Below are 24,679 nucleotides of genomic sequence, written 5' to 3'. Positions count from 1 at the left end.
TTTTCTCCCCCGCTTTGTGTCCGGACCTGACGTCTTGGGTGACGCCGGCTGACCGTCCGCGGGTTGCGCTCAGTCCTGTCCCACCCGCCCCGGCCGCAGCACCTTGCTGAACAGCACCTCGCCGCCCTCCTGCCGCAGCCGCACCGTCAGCTCACCGCTCCCGCCGTCGATGTCGACCTCACCGAAGTACTGCGGGGTCTCGGCCGGCGAGGTGTTCGCCCGGTTCGGCGCCTTCAGGAACCGCTGCTCGGGACCGAACGTACCGTCGAGCTTCAGCGCCTGGAAACCGCCCGCGGCCAGCGGCCCCGAGACGAACTCCCAGAACGGCGCGAAGTCCTGGAACGCGGCACGCGAGGGGTCGTAGTGCTGCGCCGAGGTGTAGTGCACGTCGGCCGTCAGCCAGAGCGTGCCCGTGATCCCGCGGTGCTTGATGTGCCGCAGCAGCTCGGCGATCTGCAGCTCGCGCCCCAGCGGCGCGCCCGGATCGCCCTGCGCCACCGCCTCGAAGTTCACCCTGCCGTCCGGCACCACGAGGCCCAGCGGCATGTCGGAGGCGATCACCTTCCACACGGCGCGCGAGCGCGACAACTCCCGCTTCAGCCAGCGCAGCTGCTCGGCGCCGAGGATGCCCGTGGTGTCGTCGGGCTGCCTGCCGGGCGAGTTGGCGCCCCGGTACGAACGCATGTCGAGCACGAACACGTCCAGGAGCGGACCGTGCCGCAGCACCCGGTACACCCGCCCGTCCTTGTCGCCCGTCGGCAGCGTGGAGATCGGGAAGTACTCGCTGAACGCGCGCAGCGAGCGACCCGCGAGCACGTCCACGTTCTTCTCGGTGTAGCGGGCGTCGTCCAGGATCTGGCCGGGGTACCAGTTGTTGCGCACCTCGTGGTCGTCCCACTGCACGATGGAGGGCACCTGCGCGTTGAAGCGGCGCACGTTCTCGTCGAGCAGGTTGTAGCGGAAGGCGCCCCGGAACTCCTTGAGCGTCTCGGCGACCTTCGACTTCTCCTCCGTGGTCACGTTCCGCCACACCCTGCCGTCGGGCAGCGTCACGCTCGGCAGGATGGGCCCGTCCGCGTAGATGTTGTCGCCGCTGCACAGGAAGAAGTCGGGGTTCCTGGCGCGCATGTCCTCGAAGACGCGGAAGCCGCCCCGGTCCGGGTTGATGCCCCAGCCCTGGCCCGCGATGTCACCCGACCACAGGAAGCGCACACCCTCCTTGCGCCCCTTCGGTGACGTACGGAAGGTGCCGGTGACCGGCTCGCCCGTCCGTCTCGGGTCGTCGGGGTCGGCGAGCAGCACGCGGTAGTGGATCTGCTCGCCCGCGGGCAGCCCGCGCAGTCGCGTCGTCCCCGTGAAGTCCGTGTCCGGGCCGAGCACCGGGCCGTGCCAGCGGGTGGGGTTGCGGAACGACTCGGTGGCGGACGTCTCGACGATCATGCGGGCCGGGCGGTCGGACCGCACCCACACCAGGCCCGCGTGCGCGGTCACGTCACCGGCCTGCACACCCCAGTCGGCCCGCGGGCGTCCCGACAGGGAGAGCGCGGGAGCGGCGCCGGCCAGGCCGGGCACGGCGAGCGCCGCGGGCACGGCGAGCGAACCGCGCAGCACGCTGCGGCGGCGGGGGGACGGGCTCGGCAGCGGGTGTGACATGAATGCGCCTCCAGTGACAGGTCCGACCAGTGTGCAGGGCCACAACTAACGGTGCGCCGCGGCGCACACGCAAACCACAAGTGAACAACTGCCCATGGGGACAAGGGAACCGGTGTGCGAACACCGTATGGCTTAGGCCTTGCGGCGTAGGCCCCCGGAGCGCGGTCGTACATCCCCGGACGACGGGCCGAGGGCGAACGGCCGATGGCCGCAAGATCGACCGCTGCCTAGGCTCGGGAGCACGGTGCGCGGCCGAGGGTGCCGCGCCGAAGGGGGAGTCCCATGCCCGTCAACGGCCAGAGCCATCTCCGCGTCGCCCGCCCGTCCCGCGATCTCGCGGCGGCGGAGCGCTTCTGGGTGGGCGGCCTCGGCCTCGGCGTCGTCTACCGCACGGAGGGCGGAAACGTCCCCGGCGAGCACGATCTGCTGATGGTGGGCTGGCCGGACGCCTCCTGGCACCTGGAACTCGTCCACGAGGCGGCCCGGCCCGTCCTGCCGCAGCCCACGGAGGAGGACCTGCTCGTCGTGTACGTCGACGGGCCCGTCCCTGAGGAACTGGTGGCCCGCCTGGAGGAGCACGGCGGCAAGCGGGTCCTGTCGCCCAACCCCTACTGGAACGAGTGGGGCGTCACGATCGAGGACCCCGACGGCTACCGCCTGGTGCTGTGCACGCGCGCGTGGTCCAACTCCTGATCAGGGCCGGCTCAGGCATCGGCTCAGGGGTCCGCTCAGTCTTCGGCTTCGGCCAGGAGCCGTACACCCTCGGCGATCCGGGCCGGGGACAGATGGGCGTACCCGAGGACGAGCGCCACGCCTGAGCCGTCCGCCGGAGCCTCGGCATCCGCCTCGTACGCGCTCAGCGGCCGGACGGCGACGCCCGCCGCCGCGGCCCGGCGCAGGAAGGCCTCCTGCGGTCCGCAGCGGCCGGGCAGCCGGGCGATGACGTGCAGCCCCGCGGCGATTCCGCTCACCTCGGTGCCGGGAAAGTGCCGGTCGAGCGCGGCGGCCAGGGCGTCGCGCCGCTCCCGGTAGGCGCGCTGGCAGCGGCGCAGCTGCCGGTCGTAGTCCCCGCGCTCGACGAACCGCGCGAACACCGCCTGGTCGAGCACGGGATTGCCGAGGTCCATCATGCGCTTGCGGGCGACGACCTCCTCGGTCATGCCGTCCGGCACGATCAGCCAGCCGAGCCGCAGTCCCGGAGCGAGCGACTTGCTGACCGACCCCGCGTACGCGACGCGTCCGGGGTCGAGCCCCTGCAAGGCGCCCACCGGAGTGCGGTCGTACCGGAAGTCACCGTCATAGTCGTCCTCCACCACCAGGCCGTCCACGCTCCGGGCCCAGTCGAGGAGTTCGGCACGCCGCCGCGCCGAGTATCCGATGCCCAGCGGGAATTGATGCGCGGGTGTGGTGACCACCGCGCGCACATCCCGATCGCGCAGTACGTCGGTGACGACGCCCTCCGCGTCGAGCGGCACCGGCACCGTGTCGACGCCCGCCGACGCGAACAGCTCGTCGTGCTGCGGGCTTCCGGGGGACTCGACACCGAGGACGCGCACCCCGCGCGCGTGCAGCACGAAACCGAGCAGCGCCATCGCCTGCGCCACTCCGGAGCACACCACGACGCTCTCCGGGTCCGCGACCACGCCCCTGCGGCGCGTGAGGAGTTCGGCGAGCGCCGTACGCAGCCGGGGCAGCCCGCGCGGGTCCGGGTAGCCGAGCTGCTCGTGCTCCAGGTCGGCCAGGACGGCCCGGTGCGCGCTGGACCAGGCGGCGCGCGGGAAGAGCGAGAGGTCGGGGGTCCCGGCGATGAAGTCCACGCGCGCGTGCACGGGACGCGGCGCCAGATCGCGGGCGCCGCGCGCCGCGGACCGCGCCGCACCGCCCACCCAGGTCCCCGAGCCGCGGTCGCTGCGCAGATAGCCCTCGGCCGTCAACTGCTCGTACGCCTCCGTGACGAGCCCTCGCGAGACGCCGAGGTCCCCGGCGAGCGCGCGGCTCGACGGCAGCCGGGTCCCCGGAGCCAGCCGCCCGGACCTGACCGCCTCGCGCAGTGCCGCCTGGAGGCTGCGGCCACGGCTGCGGGCGGGGGCGGCGGCCACGGGCAGCAGCAGCTCCCAGGCTCCCGACGTCATGGGACAAGCACCTCCGGAGAGCGTCTGCGAACAGTGGTCCACCAGGAGGGGCCCGCGAAAGGAGGACCGCGAAAGGCGGTCCGCGAAAAGTGGTCCCCCAACAGGCCCCGGAAGTGGACCTTAAACCGGTCCGCGTCCGTTCCTAGCGTCAGGGGCATGAACGCGAACCACACCCGCGGCTCCCTGCTCGCCGCCCTGGCCTGCCTCCTCGTGGGCGGCTCCTTTACCGCCAACAGCCTGCTCGGCGACTATCCGTACGCTGGCGGCCAGTTCCTCCGCTACGGCCTCGCCTGTCTGCTGCTCCTGCCGCTGCTGGGGCGCGGCGGGACCCGGCCGCTGCGCCGCCTCACGCGCCGCCAGTGGGGGCGCGTCGCGCTCCTCGCCGCCGTCGGCATGGTCGGCTTCAACCTGGCGATCCTGGCCGCCGAACGGACGGCGGAACCGGCCGTACCGGGTGTCTTCGTAGGATGCGCCCCGGTCGTCGTGGCGGTCGTCGTCCCGCTCCTGGAGGGCCGTCGGCCGCAACGGGCCGTCATGTACGGCGCGCTGACCGTCGCCGTCGGGGCTTTCGCCGTACAGGGCTGGGGCCGCACCGACGCCCTGGGCATCGCCTTCTCGGTGTGCGCGCTCGCGGGCGAGGTGGGCTTCGCGGTGCTCGCCGTCCCCGTGCTGCGCCCGCTCGGCCCCAAGCTGCTCTCCGCGGTGGCGTGCGGGATCGCCGCCGTCGAGTCCGCGCTCATCGGAGTCGTGAGCGGCGGAGGGGAGTGGCTGCGGATGCCGGACACCACCGAGACCGCCGCGCTGCTGTGGCAGGCGGTGATCGTCACCGTCGTCGGCTTCGTCTTCTGGTACTCGGGCATCCAGCGCATCGGCGCCGAGCGGGCCACCCTCTTCTCCGGGCTCATCCCGGTGGCGGCGGCCGCGACGGCGCCCCTGGTCGGCACCGGCGCCTACGGCGTCCCGCAGGCCGTGGGCAGCGCGCTCGTCGGCGCCGGTGTCGCCGTCGGCTCCGGGGTGCTACGCCGCCGCGGTGCGCCGGCAGGTGTCGGCGATGACGCGGGCGACCAGCGCCGGGTCGTCGTTCATCGGGACGTGCCCGCAGCCGGGCAGCCGCACGAGCCGGGCGTCCGGCACGGCGTGCTTGGCCCGGATGCCCTGGCGGCGCAGCAGGATCCGGTCCTTGGAGCCCCAGGCGACGGTGACCGGAAGTCCGGGGACGTCGTCCGCGAATAGCACGTCGCGACCGGCGGCCAGGGTCTCCTCGAACCCGGCGGCGTCGCGCAGCGCGAGCGTCTCGGCGACCACGGCGTCGGGTGAACGGCGCCCGGGCCGGGCGTAGATGGTGCTGGTGAGCGCCGCACGCCCGGCCGCGCTCCCGGCGAGCCGCTCGATCGCGGGCAGCGGAAGCAGCCGCGCCCCGCGCCGCATCGCGAGCAGCGTGGTGAACGCGTACCGCCGCTCCGCCTGGTTCCAGAACCCGGCGGGCGACAGCGCGGTGACCGAGCGCACCAGCTTCTCCCGGCCCAGCTCCATGGCGAGCAGACCGCCCAGGGAGTTGCCGGCCACGTGCGGGCGTTCGATCTCCAGGGCCTCGCACAGCGCGCCGAGCACGGACACCACGGTCTCGATGTTGTACGGCAGGCCGTCCGGCAGCGGGTCGGAGGCGCCGAAGCCCGGCAGGTCGACCGCCGTCACGTCGTACTCGGTGGCGAGGATCTCGAACACCGGGTGCCAGGCCTGGAGATGGTGGCCGATGCCGTGCAGCAGGAGCAGCGGCTCTCCCGTGCCCGCGCGTTCGTGGGCGACGGACAGCCGCCGGGGGCCGTCGGGGGTTTCGACGCTGAAGGACACCTCTGCGGCCATTGCTGCTCCTGTCCCCGCCGCCGGACGACGGTCCCTGACACACCTCGTAGACACCTTGTCAGCAACAATTACCGCTCAGTAGCTCCCAGTTCAAGGGGTGGGGCGCAGGCCCTGCGCGGCGGGCTGTTCCGGTGTGTGCCGCGCCGCACCGATTTCGCCTGGACACACGGGGCTCCGTCGGCTGGGATGGAGGGGTGGCAACGGACACCGCGACCAGCGTCTTCGAAGAACACCGCCCCGTCCTGATGGGTGTGGCCTACCGCATGCTCGGCCGGGTGGTCGACGCGGAGGACGTCGTGCAGGACGCCTGGCTGCGCTGGTCGACGACCGAGCACGGCCAAGTGCGCGAACCGCGCGCCTACTTGGTGCGGGTCACGACCCGGCTCGCCATCGACCGGCTGCGGCACGTGCAGTCCCGGCGCGAGTCGTACGTCGGGCCGTGGCTGCCCGAGCCGATGGTCACGGACTTCGGGCCGACCGTGCCCGACACCGCCGAGCAGGCGGTCCTCGCCGACTCCGTGTCGCTCGCGGTGCTGGTCGTCCTGGAGTCCCTCTCGCCCCTGGAGCGCGCGGTGTTCGTGCTCCGGGAGGCCTTCGGGTTCCCGTTCTCGGAGATCGCCGCCACGCTGGACCGCGCCGAACCCGCCGTACGGCAGCTGGCCGCGCGGGCCCGCAAGCACGTCGACGAGAAGCGGCCGCGCTACGAGGTCGACCCGGACGAGCGCCGGGACCTGACGGAGCGGTTCCTGGCCGCGGCGGTGGACGGCGACCTGGACGGCCTGATGACCCTCCTCGCCCCGGACGTCCGCCTGGTGGGCGACAGCGGCGGCAAGACCAAGGCGCCGCTGCGGATCATCGAGACGGCCGCCAAGGTGGGCCGCTTCCTCGACGGCGTCTCCCGCAAGGGCGTGCCGGGCGAGGAGAAGGAGTTCCGCCGCATCGAGGTCAACGGCGGCGCGGGGCTGCTCTTCCTGGTCGACGGGAAGCCGGACAGCGTCTTCCAGCTGGACGTCGCCGACGGACAGATCAGAAGCGTGTACATCATCCGCAACCCGGACAAGCTCGTGGGACTCGCCTCATAGTTACCGGAAGATGACCGTCCAGCGGACATTCGGCCAACCCCCGTCCTCCTGGGACGGGGGTTTTGTCTTGTTCGCGACATCCGCGTGACCTGGTGCCAACAGTGCGTGAATGCTCTGTGGCATCACCCCTGTGCGGGCTGTAACGGATCGAGGATTGGTCTTGACCAAGGGTGGGTGCGGCCCTATCGTCGCAGAGATAGTGCAGGAACCTTTAATAAACAAGGGCGCTTAAACGCCGCCGGGACACGGCGATTGCGGAGGACAGGGTGGGGACCACGCAGTTGGAGACGGCGCCGGAGCCGAAGTACTGGCACCTGAAGACGGTGCTCAGCGAGGCACTCGACTCCGAGTTCGCCGTGGGCGAGATCCTGCCGAACGAGCGTGACCTGGCCGCCCGCTTCGGAGTCGCGCGCGCCACGCTCCGCCAGGCGCTCGAGCAACTGGAACTGGAAGGCAGGCTGCAGCGCCGCCGCGGGGTCGGAACGACCGTCGCCCCGCCGCGGATGGGCGTGGCCGTCGGATCGGCGCAGGGCACGTGGCCGGGCGCGGTCGGCGACGCCTGGCAGCCCGCGGACTGCGCGCCGGCGGTCCCGCCCGCCGACGTGGCACGCGTGCTGGCCTGTGACCCCGACGAGCAGGTGCACGTGGTGCGCCGCACCCGCGTCTCGCACGGCCAGCCCGTCGCCGCGGAACTGCTCTACGTACCGATGAGCTCCGTCCCCGAACTCTCCGCCATCGACGCCCCTTCGGGACCGTCACGCGCGCGTGCCGTACTGCGCGAGCTGCAGCGGCTCGGCTTCGAGGGGCAGGACCGCGCCGTCGAGCTCGGCTCGGCCCGCGCGGACGACGCCAAGGCGCTCGACCGCCTCCCCGGCGCTCCCGTCCTCGTCGTGACGACCCGCTTCTTCAGCGAGGGCCGCACCGCCGCCGTCTCCGTCGCGACCTACCGCGCGGACACCTGCCGCCTCACCTTCGGCGACACCGGCGGCGTAGAAATCCACCACGGCCCGGAACGCCGCGCTTCCTGAACGACTTCATCGCCGCGCCCGCAGAACTCCGCACCGCCCGGCTCCGGTTGATCGGGGGCCGGGCGCTCGCGTTCCCGCTGCCCTGAGCGCCGCGCCTCTTGAGCCCCGCACCGCTCGGCTCCGGTTGCTCCGGGGCCGGCGGCCGAGGTCCCCGTGTTCATCGCCACGCCTCCTGAACACCCCGCCGCCCGGCTCTGGTTGCTCCGGGGCCGGGCGTTCGCGTTCACCCCGGGCTCAGTGCCGCGCCCGCTGACCACCCCGGCCGCAGCGTCGCGCCCGCTGAACATGCCAGCCGCAGCGTCGCGCCCGCAGAACTCCGCACCGCCCGGCTCCGGTTGCTCCGGGGCCGGGCGTTCGCGTTCACCCCGGGCTCAGTGCCGCGCCCGCTGAACACGCCAGCCGCAGCGTCCGCCCGCTGACCACCCCGGCCTCAGCGTCGTGCCGTCACCGTGCCCTCCACCGCGAACAGTTGCTCCTCGACATGGTCGAGGGCGAGGCGTAGGGCGCCCGTTGACACGGCGGCTTCGCCGAGCACCGAGAGGGCCACCTTGGGCGGCCGCAGGCAGTAGCGGGCCAACTCGCGGCGCAGTGGCTCCAGGACGCCGTCCAGGCCGGCCGCCCAGCCGCCCACGACGACCAGCTCGGGGTCGAGGGCGAGGACCAGTGCCGCCACGTCGTGCACCAGCCGCTGGATGAACCGCTCCACGGCCGCCTGTGCCCGCTCGTCGCCGCCCCGCGCGTGCGCGAAGACCTCGGCGACCGCCTGCTCGTCCAGCGGGTGCAGCGGTTCGTCCGTCGTCGAGAGGAGCGTCTCCGGCGTCACGTCACGGCCCAGGAGGTGCAGGGCGCCGATCTCGCCGGCCGCGCCTCCATAGCCACGGTGCAGCCGTCCGCCGATCAGCGCGCCGGCGCCCGGACTCAGCCCGGCGAGGACGAACACCACGTCGTCCGACTCGGTCGCCGCACCCTTCCAGTGCTCGGCCACCGCCGCCGCGTTCGCGTCGTTCTCCACCAGCACCGGGCACTTGAACGACCGCCGCAGGCGTTCGCCCAGCGGCAGGCCCGTCCACTCCGGCAGGGCGGTGCCGAGCCGGACCGTGCCGTCCGCCTCCACGATGCCGGGACTGCCCACGCCGACCGCGCGCAGCGAACTGCGGGCGATGCCGCCGCGCCGCAGCAGCTCGGCGACCGCGGCGCGCAGCCGGTCGATGCGCTCGTCGGCGGACGCCGTCTCGGCCACGTCCCTGGCCGCTGTGCCCATCATCCGGCCGTCGAGGTCCGACAGGACGGCCGCCACCCGGTGCGGGCCGATCTCCAGGCCGAGCAGATGCCCCGCCTCCGCGCGGAAGCGGAACCTCCGCGCGGGCCGCCCCTGGCGCCGGGCAGCGCCCTCCTCGGCCGCGGTCTCCACCACGAGCCCGGCCTCGATGAGCCCTTCGACGACCCCCTCGACGGTGGGCCTGGACAGGCCGGTCACCCGGGTGATCTCGGTGAGTGTCGCGAAGTCCGCCGCACGCAGCGCGTGCAGCACCACCGCGGAGTTGATCCGCCGCAGCAGAGAGGGATCCCCGCCGGTCAGCCGCCCCAACGTCCGTCCTCCCAGCTCGTGCGCGTGATGGGCGGATCGTACTCGCCGGGGCGCACCCCTGCGAGTGCCGGGCCCGCCCGTGACGCAGAGTTCATCTCGGCCGCGCTCAGCCCGGCGCGACGAAACCGGATTCGTACGCGGCGATCACGGCCTGCGTCCGGTCCCGCGCCCCCAGCTTCGCGAGCACGGCGCTCACATGCGATTTGACCGTCTCGGCGCCGACGATCAGCTCCGCGGCGATCTCCGCGTTCGACAGGCCCCGCGTCATCAGCCGCAGCACGTCCTCCTCGCGCTCGGTCAGCGCGGCCCGGTCCAGCGCCTCCCGCGCCGCCGCGTTGCCGGGCCGCCGCCCGTACTCGCCCGCGAGCTGCCGCACCGCCGCCGGGAACAGCAGCGACTCGCCCTCCGCGACGAGCCGGACGGCGTTGACGATCTCGGCGGGCCTCGCGCGCTTCAGCAGGAAACCGTCCGCGCCCGCGCGCAGCGCCTCGTACACGTACTCGTCGTTCTCGAAGGTCGTCACCACGACGATCTTCGGCGGATCCTGCACCGTACGCAGCACCGCGCGCGTGGCCTCGATGCCGTCGAGGAGCGGCATGCGTACGTCCATCGCGACCACGTCGGGCCGCAGCTGCCGCACCAGCGGGATCACCGCCGCGCCGTCCGCGGCCTCGCCGACCACCTCGATGTCGGGCTGTGCCTCCAACACGGCGCGCAGGCCCGTGCGTACGAGGGGTTCGTCGTCGACCAGGAGGACTGTGACCGGCATCCGGTCAGCCTAGATCACCCCAGCGGCAGTTCTACGTGCACCTGCCACTCGCCCTCGCAGGGACCCGTGACGGCCCGCCCGCCCAGCAGCGTGGCCCGTTCGCGGATGCCGCGCAGTCCGCTGCCGCCCCGGCCGGTGGCCGATGTCCCGTCGGGCAGCGCGTTGCGCACCTCCATGCCGAGCACCCCGTCGTCCACCGAGATCCGCACCCGCACCGGGACGGGCCCGGAGTGCCGCAGGACGTTGGTGAGGGACTCCTGGAGCATGCGATAGCCCTCGCGGGAGACCGGTCCGGGCACGCTGTCCAGCGGCCCCGTCACCTCTGTGTCGACCTTCGCCCCCGACGCCCGCGCGGACTCCAGGAGCCGGTCGGCGTCGGCGAGCGTGGGCCGCCGGCTCGCGGGCCGCTCGTCCTCGCGCAGCACCCGGAGCACCCGCTCCAGGTCTTCGAGCGCGGCCCGGCCCGTCTCCTCGATCGCGTCCAGGGCGCGGTCGGTGAACTCCGCGTCACCGGCGGCCCGCGCGGCACCCGCCTGCACCACCGCGACGGTCAGCGCGTGACCGATGGAGTCGTGCAGCTCCCGCGCGATACGCGTGCGCTCAAGCAGCTGCTCGGTACGCTCCTCCAGGGCGGCGAGCCGCTCGGAGGGCGAGGGTCCCAGCAGCCTGCGGGCGGCGGCGGTCATCATCCGGCCCGCCACCACGACCACCGCCATCAGCACCATCAGCGGGACCGGCACGAGCAGGGCGTTGGTCCAGCTCTGGCCGGGGATCGGCACGAGCAGGCCCGAGGTCTCCGGAGGTTCGCCGGACGCCCCCAGCAGGCCCAGCGAGGTCCCCATGCACTGGACGGTCACGAAACAGGCCGCGCAGCCCGCCTCAAGGCGCAGCACCAGCCACAGCGCCGTCCTGCCCCGGTCGCTCCACGAGACGGAAGGCGTCACGGAGATGCCGCTGTCCTCGCCGTCGTCCCGCACGCGCGCGTGCTGCCCCGGAATGAGCATCAGCCGCGCCTGCAGCCCCTCCGCCCTGCGCATCGCGGGCAGCAGCGCCGCCGCGGCGACCAGCGGCACGGGCAGCGTCACGATCACCATCCAGTCCCTGAACGAGGGCTCGTCCAGGCCCGGATAGGCGAACGCGGAGATCACCGCGACGCTCGCGCCCATGAGCATGTGCAGCCACCGGGTGTAGGTGACCGCGCGCGTGAGAGGCCTGAGGAAGCTGGGCATTGCGTCATCGTGCCAGGTGAGCGCCGCCGACCGGCTCCCCCTTGCGGGGGAGGGACAGCCCCCTGGCGGGGGAAGCCCCGCCACCGGTCCGCCCGCGAGGCTTGCCCCATGACCAGCATCGACGTCCGACAGCTCACCAAGGAGTACGGCACCACCCGCGCGGTCGACGGACTGACGTTCGGCGTCCGGCCCGGCCGGGTCACCGGATTCCTCGGCCCCAACGGAGCCGGCAAGTCCACCACCATGCGGCTCGTCCTCGGCCTCGACCGGCCCACCTCCGGGACCGCGACGGTGGGCGGCCGGCCCTACGCCTCCCTCGACGAACCCCTGCGCCACGTGGGCGCGCTGCTCGACGCCCAGGCGGCCCACGGCTCACGCACCGCCCGCAACCACCTGCTCGCCCTCGCCGTCAGCAACCGCATCGCCGTACGCCGTGTCGACGAGGTCCTGGAGGAGACGGGGCTCGCCGCGGTCGCCGGACGCCGCGTCAAGACGTACTCCCTGGGCATGCGCCAGCGCCTGGGCATCGCGGCGGCGCTGCTCGGCGACCCGCGCGTCGTCATGCTGGACGAACCGTCCAACGGCCTCGACCCCGAAGGCATCATCTGGATCCGCGAACTGCTGCGCAGGCTCGCATCGGAGGGCCGCACCGTGCTGGTCTCCAGCCATCTGATGAACGAGACGGCCACCTTCGCCGACGACCTGGTCGTCCTCGGCAGGGGACGGCTCCTCGCCGACACCCCGATGCGGGACTTCATCGCGGCGCACAGCACCCCCCGCGTCCGCCTGCGCACACCGGAGCAGGACCGCCTGCGGGACATCCTCGCGGGCAAGGGGTACGCGCTCGTGGCGGGCGACGACGGCCGCTGGACCGTGGACGGGGCGCAGGCCGGGGAGATCGGGTCCCTCGCCGCGGGACACGGCATCCCGCTCCTCGAACTCTCCGACGAACAGGCCTCCCTGGAGCAGGCCTATCTCGCCCTCACGGCCGACGACACCGAGTTCGCGGCCACCGCGCCCAAGCCCCGCCAGGAGGCCTGACCATGTCGACGACCGCCGTGCTCCACTCGGAGTGGATCAAGATCAAGTCGGTGCGGGCCAGCCTCGGTTCGCTGATCTCCGTCTTCGTCGCCACCGTCGCCATCACGGTCCTCGCGTTCGCCGCCGTCGGCGAGGCGGAATCGGACAACGCCGACTTCGAACCGCTCTTCGGGGCGTTCTACGCGCTCAACTTCGGCCAGATCGCGGCCATCAGCTTCGGTACGACGGCCATGTCGTCGGAGTACGTGAACGGCGCCCTGCGGATCTCCCTGGCCGCGGTCCCCAAGCGCGGCCTGTTCTACGGCGCGAAGGTCGCCGTGGTGGGCGCGGCGGCGCTCGTGACCGGGCTCGCCACCAGCTTCGCGGCGTTCCTGTCCGGGCAGGCGTTCATGGGGGACGCGGCCATCGGGCTCGGCCACGAGGGCGCCGTACGCGCCTGTGTCGGCGGCGGGATCTACCTGACCCTCATGGCGCTGCTCGCGGCGGGCCTGACCATGGTGCTGCGCAGCGGAGTCGCCGTCCTGAGCATCCTCATCCCCTTCACGCTCATCGTGTCCTTCGTGGTCGGCGACGTGGCGAGCGGAGCCGCCGCGTTCCTGCCCGACAAGGCGGGACAGCAGGTGCTGCACCAGGACCCCACCGGAGCGCTCGGCCCCTGGGCGGGACTCGCCGTGTCGGCGGCGTGGGCGGCGGCCGCGCTGCTCGCGGGCTGGTGGGCGGTGCGGCGCAGGGACGCGTGAGGCGGGGCGTCCGGATCGCGACCCCCGAGGCCTGACGGTGGACCAGTTGTCAGTGCCGGCCGGTTTACTGGACGGCATGAGTACCGCAGAGCATCTCGCCACGATCGACCTGCTGTGCTCCCGGGAGTTCGCCGCGGAGCACAGCAGGTCGATCGCGGTCTCCGGCGGTCCCGGCTATCACATCGCCGAGTTGCTCACGAGCGAGGAGTTCTGGGAGGACGACGGCTCGCGCCGGGAGGCGGTCGAGGAGCAGTACGAGGCCGAGCGTGACGGCCTCTCCGTGCTCCTGACGGCCCGCTGGGGCGCACCCGACGTGTTCAGCCTCTCCGGCGTCTTCCAGCGGATGCTGACCGACTGGGACGAGGAGACCGGGGAGGAGATTCCGGGGGAGGAGATACCGGAGCCGTGGAGCTCGCTGAGCTCCGCGGCCCCGGATCTGCACCTGTGGCGGACCGCCGGGCGATGGGTGGCGCTCGGCGTCGCCCAGTGGGACAAGGAGCTGCCGTTCCAGCTCCTGGCCGTCGTCACGGAGATCGATCCGCCCTAGCGGACGCGTCGACGGCGTGGATGCGCAGCGGGCGCCCGCAGTGCGGGTCGTAGGTGGCGCGCTCGACGTGCATGCCGAGCTTGTTCATGACGCGCTCCGAGGCGTCGTTGCCCACCTGGACGATGCTGACGATCCGCTCCAGGCCGCGGACGGTCAGGCCGAAGTCGAGGGCGGCGCGCGCCGCCTCGGTGGCCAGGCCCTGCCCCCAGAAGCGGCGCCCGAGCCGCCAGCCGATCTCCACGGCGGGCAGCACCTCGGGCAGGTAGTGCGGCACGGAAAGGCCCGTGAACCCGGCGAGTTCGCCGGTGGCGCGGACCTCCACCGCGAAGAGCCCGAAGCCCTCGGTCTGCCATCCGTGCTCCCACAGGGCCATGGTGGACCGGGTCTGCTCCTGCCCGTCGTGGACGGAGCCGTCGCCGATCCAGCGCATCACCTCGGGGTCGGAGTTGATGCTGGTCATGGGGGCGACGTCCGCCGCGCGCCAGCGCCGCAGGACGAGGCGGGGCGTGTGCAGGGTGGTCATCGCGGGTCCGCCGCGTCGGCGTCCGCATCCGCGTCGGCGTCCGCGGGCACGAGGCCGAGGCCCGCGTCGTCGCGCCGCGTGAAGTGGCGGGTCACCTCCGCGTCGGTCACCTGCGTGAGTTCGACGGGCGACCACCGCGGACTGCGGTCCTTGTCGACGACCTGGGCGCGGATGCCCTCCACCATGTCCGGCGCGGTGATCGCCGTACGGACCACGCGGTACTCCTGCTCGAGGACCTGCTCCAGGGTGTCGAGCGCACGGGCCCGGCGCAGGGCGGCGAGGGTGATCTTCAGGGAGGTGGGGGACTTGGCGAGGATGGTCTCGGCCGTCTCCTTCGCCGCCTGGTCGCCGGAGTTGTACAGCCGGTCGACGATCTCCTCCACGGAGTCGGCGGCGTAGCAGGCGTCGATCCACTCGCGGTGGGCGGCGAGTTCGCCGTCGGGGGCGGTGGTGGCATAGCGCCCGATCACCTCGTCCACGTCGGAGTCGGCCAGCGCCCGCGTGAACTCCGGCAGCCGCTCCGACGGCACGTAATGGTCGGCGAGGCCCAACAGCAGCGCGTCGCCCGCGCCCACCGCCGCCCCGGTCAGCGCGAGGTGGGTGCCGAGTTCGCCGGGCGTCCGCGTCAGGAGGTAGGTGCCGCCGACGTCCGGCACGAAGCCGATTCCCGTCTCCGGCATGCCGATCCTGGACCGCTCGGTGGCGATCCGCACCCCGCCGTGCGCGGAGAGACCGACTCCGCCGCCCATCACGATGCCGTCCATGACCGCGACGTACGGCTTCGGGCAGCGGGCGATCCGGGCGTTGAGGCGGTACTCGTCCCGCCAGAAGTCCACCGTCGCGGCGCCGCCGGTCGCGCGGATGTCGTCGTGGAACCAGCGGATGTCGGCGCCGGCACACAGGCCCCGCTCACCGGCTCCGGTGAGCACCAGGGTCCGTACGGAGTCGTCCCGCTCCCAGTCGTTGAGCGCGCCGTCCACGAGCCGCACCATGGCGTGGGTGAGGGCGTTGATTGCACGCGGCCGGTTGAGGGTGATGTGTCCCGCGTGGCCCTCGCGGTGCAGCAGAACCGGGGCGGCGGCGTCGACGGAGTCGGGCGTCATGAGGTGCGGGGGCTCCTTCGCTGAGCGTTGGGGGGTGCCGGCACGCGTGCGGGCGGTCGGCACCGCCCGAGCCTAAGCGCCCCGCAGGGGCGCGGGGAACTGCGCGACCAGCCACGACGCGCCCGCAGTCGGGCTACTCGGCTGAAGCCTGTCCCGTCCCTTCGAGCCCCTGGAACGCCTCCAGGATCCGTTCCGCCGCCGACGTGGCCGTCAACGTCCCTTCCCGCACCCGCTGTTCGAGGCCAGGGGCCAGACCCCGTACCGCCGCGTGTCCCCGCAGCCGGTCCAACAGCTCGTCCCGGACCATCGTCCACGTCCAGTCGACCTGCTGGTCGCGCCGCTTGGCGGCCAGGCGGCCCGTGGAGTCCAGGAGCGTGCGGTGCTGTTCCAGGCGGTCCCACACCTCGTCCAGGCCGCTGGACTCACGGGCGCTGCAGCTCAGCACCGGGGGAGTCCACGCGGCGTCGGCAGGATGCATCAGCCGCAGCGCGCCCGCGAGTTCACGGGCCGCCGAGCGCGCGTCCCGCTCGTGCGGGCCGTCCGCCTTGTTGATCGCGAGGACGTCCGCAAGTTCCAGGACGCCCTTCTTGATGCCCTGGAGCTGGTCGCCGGTGCGGGCGAGGGAGAGCAGGAGGAAGGAGTCGACCATGTTCGCGACCGCCGTCTCGGACTGGCCGACGCCCACGGTCTCCACCAGGACCACGTCGTACCCCGCCGCCTCCATCACCACGATGGACTCCCGCGTCGCCTTCGCGACCCCGCCCAGCGTGCCGGCGGTGGGGGAAGGACGTACGAATGCGGCAGGATCGACCGAAAGGCGCTCCATGCGGGTCTTGTCGCCCAGGATGGAGCCGCCCGTCCGCGTCGACGACGGGTCGACGGCCAGGACCGCGACCCGGTACCCGAGCCCCGTCAGCATCGTGCCGAGCGCGTCGATGAACGTGGACTTGCCCACGCCCGGCACCCCGCTGATGCCGATCCGCCGCGCCCGCCCGCTGTGCGGGAGCAGCTGGGTCAGCAGCTCCTGCGCGAGCGCCCGGTGCGCGGGCCGGGTGGACTCGACGAGGGTGATGGCGCGCGCGATCTGCGCGCGCTTCCCGTCGAGCACACCCTTGACGTACGAGTCGATGTCGATCGTCGGCGCCATCCGCGTCACCGGCTCACAGCTCGTGGCCGAGGTCGGCCGCCAGTCGCTTCACCAGGTCGTACGCGGCGTCCGGGATCACCGTGCCGGGCGGGAAGACGGCCGCGGCGCCCATCTCCAGGAGCGTCGGCACGTCCTGCGGCGGGATCACGCCGCCCACCACGATCATGATGTCCTCGCGCCCCTCGGCGGCCAGTTCCGCGCGCAGCGCCGGTACGAGGGTCAGGTGCCCGGCCGCCAGCGACGAGACGCCGACGATGTGCACGTCCGCCTCGACGGCCTGGCGCGCGACCTCCGCCGGGGTCTGGAAGAGCGGGCCGACGTCCACGTCGAAGCCGAGGTCGGCGAAGGCGGTCGCGATGACCTTCTGGCCGCGGTCGTGGCCGTCCTGGCCCATCTTGGCGACCAGGATGCGCGGACGGCGGCCCTCCGCGTCCTCGAAGGACTCGACGAGGGTGCGGGTGCGCTCCACGGACGGGGACGATCCTGCTTCGGTGCGGTACACACCGGAGATCGTACGGATCTGTCCCGCGTGCCGGCCGTACGAGGCCTCCAGGGCGTCCGAGATCTCGCCGACCGTCGCCTTCGCGCGGGCCGCGTTCACCGCGAGCGCGAGGAGATTGCCGTCCAGGCCCGGACCCGGATCGCGCTCGGCCGCCGCGGTCAGCGCCCGCAACGCGTCCTGGCAGGCCGCCTCGTCGCGCTCGGCGCGCAGCCGCTCCAGCTTGGCGATCTGCTGGGCGCGCACGGAGGAGTTGTCGACCTTGAGTACGTCGATCTGCTCGTCGTTCTCGACGCGGTACTTGTTGACGCCGATGACCGGCTGGCGCCCGGAGTCGATCCGGGCCTGGGTGCGGGCCGCGGCCTCCTCGACGCGCAGCTTCGGGATGCCCGCGTCGATGGCCTTGGCCATGCCGCCGGCCGCCTCGACCTCCTCGATGTGCTGCCAGGCGCGGCGCGCCAGGTCGTGCGTCAGCTTCTCGACGTACGCGCTGCCGCCCCACGGGTCGATGACCCGCGTCGTGCCCGACTCCTGCTGGATGAGCAGCTGGGTGTTGCGGGCGATGCGCGCGGAGAAGTCCGTCGGCAGGGCGAGCGCCTCGTCCAGGGCGTTGGTGTGCAGCGACTGGGTGTGGCCCTGCGTCGCCGCCATCGCCTCGACGCATGTCCGCGTGACGTTGTTGAACACGTCCTGCGCGGTCAGCGACCAGCCCGAGGTCTGCGAATGGGTGCGCAGGGAGAGGGACTTGGCGTTCTTCGGATCGAACTGTTTGACAAGTTTCGCCCAAAGGAGGCGCGCCGCGCGGAGCTTGGCGACCTCCATGAAGAAGTTCATGCCGATCGCCCAGAAGAACGAGAGCCGGGGCGCGAACGCGTCGACGTCCAGGCCCGCCTCCTGACCCGCCCGCAGATACTCGACGCCGTCGGCGAGGGTGTACGCCAGCTCCAAGTCGGCCGTCGCGCCCGCCTCTTGGATGTGATAGCCGGAGATCGAGATGGAGTTGTAGCGCGGCATCTTCTGCGAGGTGTACGCGAAGATGTCGGAGATGATCCGCATCGAGGGCTTGGGCGGATAGATGTAGGTGTTGCGGACCATGAACTCCTTGAGGATGTCGTTCTGGATGGTCCCGGCCAACTTCTCGGGCGGTACGCCCTGTTCCTCCGCCGCCACGATGTACAGCGCGAGCACGGGCAGCACCGCGCCGTTCATCGTCATCGACACCGTCATCTTGTCCAGCGGGATGCCGTCGAAGAGCTGACGCATGTCGTAGATGGAGTCGATCGCCACGCCCGCCATGCCGACGTCGCCCGTCACGCGCGGGTGGTCACTGTCGTAACCGCGGTGCGTGGGAAGGTCGAAGGCGACGGAGAGGCCCTTCTGGCCCGCCGCCAGGTTGCGGCGGTAGAAGGCGTTGGACTCCTCGGCCGTGGAGAATCCCGCGTACTGCCGGATCGTCCAGGGCTGGTTGACGTACATCGTCGGGTACGGCCCGCGCAGATAGGGCGCGACTCCGGGATACGTCCCCAGGAAGTCCAGGCCCTCCAGGTCGGCGCCCGTGTAGAGCGGCTTGACCGCGATGCCTTCCGGGGTCTCCCACAGCAGGTCGTCGTCGGCCTTGCCGGTGGACTCCTTGACGGCCGTACGCCACTGGTCGGCGGAGGCCGAGGCGGCGTCGGGGGCATCGGACGTCAGGCCGACGCCGGAGAAGTCGGGGATCCGCATTACGCCACTCCCATCTGGTCGAGGGTGGAGGAGAGCACGGCCACGGCGTCGCAGCCCGCGAAGACATACGCGTCGACGTCGGTGTGCTCACCGGGGCGACCCGCGAGGAACACCCGCTCGGCACCTGCCGACTTGAGGGCCTTGGCGACCTCGGCGGCCTGCTCCGCGTAGAGCGCGTCGCTGGAGCAGAGGCACGCCACCGTGGCGCCGCTCGCCCGGAATGCCTCGGCGGCCGTCGAAGCGTCCACCGACGCCGGGTCGTGGACGGCCTCGATGCCGCCGGCCTGGAAGAGGTTCGCGGCGAAGGAGGCCCGCGCCGTGTGCGCGGCGGCGGGGCCGAGCGCGGCGAGGAACACGCGGGGACGCGCGCCGGTCGCCGCGAGGTGCGCGTCTGAGCGGACCCGCAGCGTTTCGTACGCCTCGTCGCGGCGCACCCGCGGCAGACCGCCCGTCGGCTCGGCGGGGGACGCCTCGCGCTCGACCGGACGCTCCGTCAGATTCGGGAACTCACTGACCCCGGTGATGGGTTCACGCCGCTTGGCGAGCTTCGCGCTGCGCTCGGCCCAGGTGGCGGCGAGCCGCTCGCCGGTCATCCCCGAACGCAGGGCCGCGGCCTGGCCGCCCGCGCGCTCGATCTCCTGGAAGAACTCCCAGCCCGCGTGGGCCAGTTCGTCCGTGAGCCGCTCCACGTACCAGGAGCCGCCCGCCGGGTCGATGACCCGGGCGAGGTGCGACTCGTCGAGCAGGATCGTGGACGTGTTGCGGGCGATACGGCGCGCGAACGCGTCCGGCAGGCCCAGCGAGTGGTCGAACGGAAGGACCGTGACGGCGTCCGCGCCGCCCACGCCCGCGCTGAGGCACGCCACCGTGGTGCGCAGCATGTTCACCCACGGGTCGCGGCGCGACATCATCACCGGCGAGGTCACGGCGTGCTGCCGCTGGGCCCCGGCCGCGGGGGCGCCGCAGACCTCGGCGACGCGGGCCCAGAGGCGGCGGGCCGCGCGCAGCTTGGCGATGGTCAGGAACTGGTCGGCGGTGGCCGCGTAGCGGAACTCCAGCTGGGCGCAGGCCGCGTCGACCGAAAGCCCCGTCTCGGTCAGCTCACGCAGATAAGCGACCGCGGTGGCCAGCGAGGCGCCGAGCTCCTGCGCGGCCGAGCCGCCCGCCTCGTGGTACGGCAGGGCGTCCACGGTCAGCGCGCGGAGGTTCGGGTACCGCTCGGCGCACTTGCGGGCCAGCTCCACCGCGGCGGCGGGGTCGAGCCGCTCGCCGGTACGGGCCTCGTGGCCGAGCGGGTCGGCGCCGAGGGTGCCGTGCGCCGCGTCCTTCGGGACACCGCGCTCCTCGTACAGACGGAACAACGCGGCGGCGGCGGGCCCGAATTCGGCACCGGCGTCCAGGGCGACGGGGGCCAGGTCGAGGTAGACGCCGTCGAGCGCCCGGGCGATTGCGGACACCGGCAGTCGGCCGGGGCCGACGCCGAGCCAGAGCGACGTGACGCCGTTCTCCAGGTCCGCGAGCACTGTCTCGTTGGTGAGCGCGGGATCGGCGGTCGCGTGCCGCTGCCGTACGTCCCAGCCGGACGGGGCGGTGCCCGCGGCGGTGCCGCCCCTGACAAAGGGGGCGAAACCCGGGTATCCGGCGTCGGGCGCGGCTTCTCGGGCGGTGTACAGCGGGCGGGTGCTGAGCCCGTCCTCGAGCGCGGTGGACAGCGCTTCTTCGGCGGCCGAGCCCGATACGTCCTTACCCGACTTGCGCAGCACGCCTTCCACAAGGCGCTGCCACTGCTCATGGGTCGCATCAGGGAACTCGGCGGCCAGCGAAAGCCCGTCGTCAGGCTGGACCGTCATGCCCCTGATGCTAGGGCGGAACCCGTGGCACTCGGTGCCGGATAGGGCTGTGACCTTGACCTCTTCCGAACGCTATTGATCTCAAACGAGCGGACGGCTAGGGCGAAGGGGGCGCTGACCGGCGCGAACGTGCCGTTCGGCGGCGGCTGGGGCAGTCATGGCCGTCGGGCAGCGATGGCTGGTCGAGCCCCGACACCCGGAAGACCTCCTCCGCCGTCTCGCGGTCGATCCGTTCGGCGAGCCGGCGCAGCGCCGTCGCACCGCACAGCAGCGATCCGCGCTCGACGGAGGTGCGGGCGCCGTCGCTCACCTGACGCCACAGCGGGGGATTGACGGCCAGGACGTCGGGGTCCAGGAGGACCTGGCCGCCGGCCGCGTCCCGCAGCACCAGGCGCGGCGCGATGCCGTCGGACCTGCGGACCGCGACCAGCTGATCGAGCCGCACGGAGCGCCGCCGGAAGAGGCCGCGCGAGACGAGAGTCCCCGCGCGGGCCGTGACGCGCGGCGGCGTCAGCACGCCCCACAGCAGCAGGCCGAGCCCCAGCCACAGCAGCGCACCCGGCGCGTCGAGCCGCCCGGTCGCCGCGTCCAGCGCGAGCAGCAGCCCGAAGAGCAGCGCGGCGCAGCCCGCCGCCGAGCGGGCGTCTTGGGCCCAGGTGAGGTCGTGCGCCCAGGGGCCGTCCCCCGTGGTGCGCGGCGTGCCGTGGTCGCCGGGTGTGCGCCGTGCGGGGCGCGTCATGCGTCGGGCCATGCGGGCGACGCTAGGCATCTGCGGGGCGCCGGAGCCGGGCCGCGCCGAATGTTGACGGCTCGCTGACGCGGCGCGCGGCGGCCTTGACGGACGTCTGACGCGCCGCCGGGCTCAGCCCTGGCCGACCAGCAGGCCGGCGAGCTTGTTGAGCCGCTTGACCGTGCGGTCCTCCATCGCCGCCACGGCCGGTTCGACCCGATCGGCACGGTCGTAGTGCGCGCCGTTGACGATCTCCGTGGCCGGGTCGCAGAGCCGGGCCACATGGGCCGCGCCGTGCGCCGCCGAGCCGCCCTCGTCGGCGTACAGCGAGAGCAGGGCCGTGTCACAGACGCCGGGGTGCACCGAGACCGCCGTGACGCGCGGGTCGGCGGCGAAGACGGTGAGCGCGAGCTGCGACTGGGCGTAGGCGGCGAGCCGGGAGTAACGGCGGGAGCGGTTGGGGTCGTTCCACTGGATGGACGCCGTGCGGTGCAGCGAGGACGAGACGTTGACGACGCGGCCGCCGGGCTCGCTGGTGAGCGCGGGCTCAAGAAGTCCTGTCAGGAGGTAGTGCGCCAGGAAGTTCACCTGGAAGGCGATCTCGTTGCCGTCCGCCGTGACCGTGTGCCGCTCGGGCGCGGCCACGGCCGCGTTGTTCACCAGGACGTCGAGCCGCGGGTGCTCGGTGACCACGCGGTGGGCGAGCCGCTCCACCTCGTCGAGGTGGGTGAAGTCGGCGGCGAACGGGCGGAGTCGGCCGGCGTCGATGCCCGCGGTGGCGATCAGCCGGCCGGTCGCGGCCCGTGCCTCCTCGGCGGTGCGGCCGTGCACCAGCACGGTGGCCCCGCGCTCGGCGAGCAGCCGCGCGGTCTCGTGACCGATGCCGGAGGTGGCTCCGGTGATCAGGGCGGTGCGTCCGGACAGCGGCAGGGGTGCTGAAGACATGGTGGTATCCCGGTTTCATGGTTCGGTTCGGAGCACGCCGAGCGGCCCCTCGCGGGGGCGGCGGACGTGCGGTGGTGAGGTGGGCGCGCGGGGCGCCGCTCAGAGGTGCGGCGGCGGGCAGGCCCTCAAGAGGGCGCCGCGGTCCTTGACGGTGCCCTGATGAGGACGGTTCAGCCGAGCCCCGGAACCGTCGAGATCACCAGGTCGATCAGCTTGATGCCGACGAACGGCAGGACGAGCCCCCCGAGGCCGTACAGCGCGAGGTTGCGGCGCAGCAGGTCGTGCGCCGACGCGGGCGTGTACCGCACGCCCCGCAGCGCCAGCGGGATCAGCGCCACGATGATCAGGGCGTTGAAGATGATCGCCGAGGTGATGGCCGACGTGGGGCTGTGCAGCCCCATGATGTTCAGCGCCTCCAGGCCGGGATACGCGCCCGTGAACATCGCCGGGATGATCGCGAAGTACTTCGCCACGTCGTTCGTGATCGAGAAGGTCGTCAACGCGCCCCGTGTGATGAGGAGTTGCTTGCCGATCTCCACGATCTCGATGAGCTTGGTCGGGTTGGAGTCCAGGTCCACCATGTTCCCGGCCTCCTTGGCGGCCGAGGTCCCCGTGTTCATCGCCACGCCGACATCCGCCTGCGCGAGCGCGGGCGCGTCGTTCGTGCCGTCGCCGGTCATCGCGACGAGCTTGCCGTCCGCCTGCTCGCGCTTGATCAGGCCGAGCTTGTCCTCGGGCGTGGCCTCGGCGAGGAAGTCGTCCACGCCCGCCTCCGCGGCGATCGCCCGCGCCGTCAGCGGATTGTCGCCGGTGATCATGACGGTGCGGATGCCCATCCGGCGCAGTTCGGCGAACCGCTCCCTGATCCCGTCCTTGACGACGTCCTTGAGATGGATCAGGCCGAGCACGCGCGGCCCGTCCCAGTCGTGCGCCGCGACGAGCAGCGGCGTACCGCCGGATGCCGCGATCGAGTCGGCGAACAGCCGTGCCTCGTGCGGCACTTGACCGCCGCGCAGCTCCACCCAGGCGATCACCTGGGCCGCGGCGCCCTTGCGGATGGCGCAGCCCGCGCCGTTGTCCCAGCGCAGGTCGACGCCGCTCATCCGGCTCCGCGCGCTGAACTCGACGAACGTGGCGTTGGCCAGCTCCCCCTGGACCGGCTCGCGCAGGCCGTACCGGTTCTTGGCGAGTACGACGACGGAGCGCCCCTCGGGCGTCTCGTCGGCCAGTGAGGACAGCTGGGCCGCGTCGGCGAGGTGGAGTTCGTCCTGCCCCGGCAGCGGCACGAACGCGGTCGCCTCGCGGTTGCCGAGGGTGATGGTGCCGGTCTTGTCGAGCAGCAGCGTGTTCACGTCGCCCGCCGCCTCCACCGCCCGGCCGGACATCGCGAGGACGTTGCGCTGCACGAGCCGGTCCATGCCCGCGATGCCGATGGCCGAGAGCAGGGCGCCGATCGTGGTCGGGATGAGGGTGACCAGCAGGGCGACCAGTACGGTCGTGGACTGCGCCGCATCGGCGTACGAGGCCATCGGCTGGAGCGCGACGACGACCAGGACGAAGACGATGGTGAGCGCGGACAACAGGATGTTCAGCGCTATCTCGTTCGGCGTCTTCTGCCGCGCCGCGCCCTCGACCAGCGCGATCATCCGGTCCAGGAAGGAGTCGCCGGCCCGTGAGGTCACCCGCACCACGATGCGGTCGGAGAGGACCGTCGTACCGCCCGTGACGCCACTGCGGTCGCCGCCGGACTCGCGGATCACGGGCGCCGACTCACCGGTGACGGCGGACTCGTCGACGGCCGCGACACCGTCGACGACATCGCCGTCGGCCGGGATCAGCTCACCCGCCTCGACCAGGACGAAGTCGAAGGGCCTGAGGTCGGTGGCGGCCACCGCCTCGGTCCGCGCGTCCGCGAGGTCCGTCCCCACCCGCCAGTTGTCTCGCAGTCGCAGCGCCACCGTGTCCGTTCGCGTCTTGCGCAGGGCGCGCGCCTGGGCCTTGCCGCGGCCCTCGGCCACCGCCTCCGCGAGATTCGCGAAGACGACCGTCAGCCAGAGCCAGCCGCTGATCACCCAGGCGAAGACGGACGGGTCGAGCAGGGCGGACAGCGTGGTGAGGAGGGATCCGCAGGCGACGACGGCCAGCACGGGCTTCCTGACGAGCGCCCGCGGACGCAGCTTGTGCAGCGCCTCCGGGAACGACCTCATCACCTGTACGGGGTCGACGCGCGCCCCGGAGCGGACACGTCTGCGCCCGGCGGCCGGGGACGCCGGACCACGTTCGGACGGCGGCTGCGTGGGCGGTGGCGGAGCCTGCTGCGGAGCGGCGGGAAGCATGGGGGAGGACCTTCTGGTCGGAACGCGGTGGTCGTGGGGCCCGGGGGGGGCCCCGGGGCCCCCGCCCGGCCCCCCCCCCCCCCCCCCCCCCCCCCCCCCCCCCCCCCCCCCCCGCGCCCCCCCCCGGCCCCCCCGCTAAAAACACCCCCCCC

The 24,679-nt window shown here is 72.9% G+C and carries 20 protein-coding genes and 1 pseudogene; 7 read left to right on the top strand and 14 right to left on the bottom strand.

The annotated features are described in order from the left end of the window. Positions 1-69: 69 nt before the first annotated feature. Positions 70-1,653, bottom strand: coding sequence for an alkaline phosphatase D family protein (locus tag ACIBKX_RS34820; RefSeq protein WP_363274768.1), 1,584 nt, complete (start codon positions 1,651-1,653; stop codon positions 70-72). A gap of 282 nt (positions 1,654-1,935) precedes the next feature. On the opposite strand from ACIBKX_RS34820, the gene ACIBKX_RS34815 reads away from it, so the two are divergent. Then, on the top strand, positions 1,936-2,346 hold the full coding sequence (locus ACIBKX_RS34815) for a VOC family protein (RefSeq protein WP_363274767.1): 411 nt from the start codon (positions 1,936-1,938) through the stop codon (positions 2,344-2,346). 35 nt (positions 2,347-2,381) lie between these two features. Here ACIBKX_RS34815 and ACIBKX_RS34810 read toward each other — a convergent pair whose 3' ends face one another. Next, positions 2,382-3,785 (bottom strand): PLP-dependent aminotransferase family protein, encoded by a 1,404-nt coding sequence (locus tag ACIBKX_RS34810; protein WP_363274766.1) that lies wholly within the window; start codon positions 3,783-3,785, stop codon positions 2,382-2,384. A 156-nt stretch (positions 3,786-3,941) separates the two neighbouring features. Here ACIBKX_RS34810 and ACIBKX_RS34805 point away from each other — a divergent pair. Beyond that, a pseudogene (locus ACIBKX_RS34805) lies at positions 3,942-4,778 on the top strand (EamA family transporter); the annotation flags it as partial. A 24-nt stretch (positions 4,779-4,802) separates the two neighbouring features. Here ACIBKX_RS34805 and ACIBKX_RS34800 read toward each other — a convergent pair. Next, on the bottom strand, positions 4,803-5,648 hold the full coding sequence (locus ACIBKX_RS34800) for an alpha/beta fold hydrolase (protein ID WP_363274765.1): 846 nt from the start codon (positions 5,646-5,648) through the stop codon (positions 4,803-4,805). 194 nt (positions 5,649-5,842) lie between these two features. On the opposite strand from ACIBKX_RS34800, the gene sigJ reads away from it, so the two are divergent. Continuing rightward, on the top strand, positions 5,843-6,730 hold the full coding sequence (sigJ, locus tag ACIBKX_RS34795; RefSeq protein ID WP_363274764.1) for an RNA polymerase sigma factor SigJ: 888 nt from the start codon (positions 5,843-5,845) through the stop codon (positions 6,728-6,730). A gap of 266 nt (positions 6,731-6,996) precedes the next feature. Then, positions 6,997-7,758 (top strand): GntR family transcriptional regulator, encoded by a 762-nt coding sequence (locus tag ACIBKX_RS34790; RefSeq protein ID WP_363274763.1) that lies wholly within the window; start codon positions 6,997-6,999, stop codon positions 7,756-7,758. 430 nt (positions 7,759-8,188) lie between these two features. Here ACIBKX_RS34790 and ACIBKX_RS34785 read toward each other — a convergent pair whose 3' ends face one another. The 3 genes from ACIBKX_RS34785 to ACIBKX_RS34775 form a co-directional block, all read right to left on the bottom strand. Further along, positions 8,189-9,346 carry an ROK family transcriptional regulator gene (locus ACIBKX_RS34785; RefSeq protein WP_363274762.1) on the bottom strand — a complete coding sequence of 386 codons (1,158 nt, stop codon included), beginning with the start codon at positions 9,344-9,346 and terminating at the stop codon, positions 8,189-8,191. 106 nt (positions 9,347-9,452) lie between these two features. Next, positions 9,453-10,115: a response regulator transcription factor gene (locus ACIBKX_RS34780; RefSeq protein WP_363274761.1), complete on the bottom strand. Its 663-nt coding sequence runs from the start codon at positions 10,113-10,115 to the stop codon at positions 9,453-9,455. A 14-nt stretch (positions 10,116-10,129) separates the two neighbouring features. Continuing rightward, positions 10,130-11,344, bottom strand: coding sequence for a histidine kinase (locus ACIBKX_RS34775; protein WP_363274760.1), 1,215 nt, complete (start codon positions 11,342-11,344; stop codon positions 10,130-10,132). Positions 11,345-11,452: 108 nt separating this feature from the next. Between ACIBKX_RS34775 and ACIBKX_RS34770 the strand changes: the two genes are divergently transcribed. From ACIBKX_RS34770 to ACIBKX_RS34760, 3 genes are all read left to right on the top strand, one after another. Continuing rightward, positions 11,453-12,385, top strand: coding sequence for an ATP-binding cassette domain-containing protein (locus ACIBKX_RS34770; protein WP_363274759.1), 933 nt, complete (start codon positions 11,453-11,455; stop codon positions 12,383-12,385). Between the two features lie 2 nt (positions 12,386-12,387). After that, complete coding sequence (locus ACIBKX_RS34765; protein WP_363274758.1) at positions 12,388-13,125, top strand: ABC transporter permease; 738 nt, start codon at positions 12,388-12,390, stop codon at positions 13,123-13,125. Positions 13,126-13,201: 76 nt separating this feature from the next. After that, a complete protein-coding gene (locus tag ACIBKX_RS34760) occupies positions 13,202-13,672 on the top strand; it encodes a hypothetical protein (protein WP_363274757.1) in 471 nt (156 codons plus the stop codon). Here ACIBKX_RS34760 and ACIBKX_RS34755 read toward each other — a convergent pair. The 8 genes from ACIBKX_RS34755 to kdpB all read right to left on the bottom strand — a co-directional run bounded on the left by ACIBKX_RS34755 (position 13,650) and on the right by kdpB (position 24,527). Continuing rightward, positions 13,650-14,195, bottom strand: a complete 546-nt coding sequence (locus ACIBKX_RS34755) for a GNAT family N-acetyltransferase (RefSeq protein WP_363274756.1) — start codon at positions 14,193-14,195, stop codon at positions 13,650-13,652. The two genes, ACIBKX_RS34760 and ACIBKX_RS34755, sit on opposite strands and share 23 nt — an antisense overlap. Then, complete coding sequence (locus tag ACIBKX_RS34750; protein ID WP_363274755.1) at positions 14,192-15,298, bottom strand: enoyl-CoA hydratase/isomerase family protein; 1,107 nt, start codon at positions 15,296-15,298, stop codon at positions 14,192-14,194. Before ACIBKX_RS34750 ends, ACIBKX_RS34755 begins: the two co-directional genes overlap by 4 nt. 133 nt (positions 15,299-15,431) lie before the next feature. After that, complete coding sequence (gene meaB, locus ACIBKX_RS34745; RefSeq protein ID WP_363274754.1) at positions 15,432-16,445, bottom strand: methylmalonyl Co-A mutase-associated GTPase MeaB; 1,014 nt, start codon at positions 16,443-16,445, stop codon at positions 15,432-15,434. Positions 16,446-16,458: 13 nt separating this feature from the next. Beyond that, positions 16,459-18,666 (bottom strand): methylmalonyl-CoA mutase, encoded by a 2,208-nt coding sequence (scpA, locus tag ACIBKX_RS34740; RefSeq protein ID WP_363274753.1) that lies wholly within the window; start codon positions 18,664-18,666, stop codon positions 16,459-16,461. Beyond that, entirely contained in the window at positions 18,666-20,516 is a 1,851-nt protein-coding gene (mutA, locus tag ACIBKX_RS34735) for a methylmalonyl-CoA mutase small subunit (protein WP_363274752.1), read from the bottom strand. Before mutA ends, scpA begins: the two co-directional genes overlap by 1 nt. A gap of 97 nt (positions 20,517-20,613) precedes the next feature. Further along, entirely contained in the window at positions 20,614-21,267 is a 654-nt protein-coding gene (locus ACIBKX_RS34730; protein WP_363274751.1) for a hypothetical protein, read from the bottom strand. A 111-nt stretch (positions 21,268-21,378) separates the two neighbouring features. Then, positions 21,379-22,191, bottom strand: coding sequence for an SDR family NAD(P)-dependent oxidoreductase (locus ACIBKX_RS34725; protein ID WP_363274750.1), 813 nt, complete (start codon positions 22,189-22,191; stop codon positions 21,379-21,381). A 170-nt stretch (positions 22,192-22,361) separates the two neighbouring features. Beyond that, a complete protein-coding gene (gene kdpB, locus ACIBKX_RS34720; protein ID WP_363274749.1) occupies positions 22,362-24,527 on the bottom strand; it encodes a potassium-transporting ATPase subunit KdpB in 2,166 nt (721 codons plus the stop codon). Positions 24,528-24,679: the final 152 nt, after the last annotated feature.

The organism is Streptomyces sp. NPDC050658, assembly GCF_044457025.1.
Classification (GTDB): domain Bacteria; phylum Actinomycetota; class Actinomycetes; order Streptomycetales; family Streptomycetaceae; genus Streptomyces.
The sequence above is the reverse complement of the archived record's forward strand: the minus strand, read 5'-3'. Positions and strand labels throughout refer to the sequence as shown.

Coding starts and splice junctions, on each gene's coding strand:
- ACIBKX_RS34820 (WP_363274768.1), bottom strand. CDS start 1,653: ATGTCACACCCGCTGCCGAGCCCGTCCCCCCGCCGCCGCAGCGTGCTG.
- ACIBKX_RS34815 (WP_363274767.1), top strand. CDS start 1,936: ATGCCCGTCAACGGCCAGAGCCATCTCCGCGTCGCCCGCCCGTCCCGC.
- ACIBKX_RS34810 (WP_363274766.1), bottom strand. CDS start 3,785: ATGACGTCGGGAGCCTGGGAGCTGCTGCTGCCCGTGGCCGCCGCCCCC.
- ACIBKX_RS34800 (WP_363274765.1), bottom strand. CDS start 5,648: ATGGCCGCAGAGGTGTCCTTCAGCGTCGAAACCCCCGACGGCCCCCGG.
- ACIBKX_RS34780 (WP_363274761.1), bottom strand. CDS start 10,115: ATGCCGGTCACAGTCCTCCTGGTCGACGACGAACCCCTCGTACGCACG.
- ACIBKX_RS34775 (WP_363274760.1), bottom strand. CDS start 11,344: ATGCCCAGCTTCCTCAGGCCTCTCACGCGCGCGGTCACCTACACCCGG.
- ACIBKX_RS34770 (WP_363274759.1), top strand. CDS start 11,453: ATGACCAGCATCGACGTCCGACAGCTCACCAAGGAGTACGGCACCACC.
- ACIBKX_RS34765 (WP_363274758.1), top strand. CDS start 12,388: ATGTCGACGACCGCCGTGCTCCACTCGGAGTGGATCAAGATCAAGTCG.
- ACIBKX_RS34760 (WP_363274757.1), top strand. CDS start 13,202: ATGAGTACCGCAGAGCATCTCGCCACGATCGACCTGCTGTGCTCCCGG.
- ACIBKX_RS34755 (WP_363274756.1), bottom strand. CDS start 14,195: ATGACCACCCTGCACACGCCCCGCCTCGTCCTGCGGCGCTGGCGCGCG.
- ACIBKX_RS34750 (WP_363274755.1), bottom strand. CDS start 15,298: ATGACGCCCGACTCCGTCGACGCCGCCGCCCCGGTTCTGCTGCACCGC.
- meaB (WP_363274754.1), bottom strand. CDS start 16,445: ATGGCGCCGACGATCGACATCGACTCGTACGTCAAGGGTGTGCTCGAC.
- scpA (WP_363274753.1), bottom strand. CDS start 18,666: ATGCGGATCCCCGACTTCTCCGGCGTCGGCCTGACGTCCGATGCCCCC.
- mutA (WP_363274752.1), bottom strand. CDS start 20,516: ATGACGGTCCAGCCTGACGACGGGCTTTCGCTGGCCGCCGAGTTCCCT.
- ACIBKX_RS34730 (WP_363274751.1), bottom strand. CDS start 21,267: ATGGCCCGACGCATGACGCGCCCCGCACGGCGCACACCCGGCGACCAC.
- ACIBKX_RS34725 (WP_363274750.1), bottom strand. CDS start 22,191: ATGTCTTCAGCACCCCTGCCGCTGTCCGGACGCACCGCCCTGATCACC.
- kdpB (WP_363274749.1), bottom strand. CDS start 24,527: ATGCTTCCCGCCGCTCCGCAGCAGGCTCCGCCACCGCCCACGCAGCCG.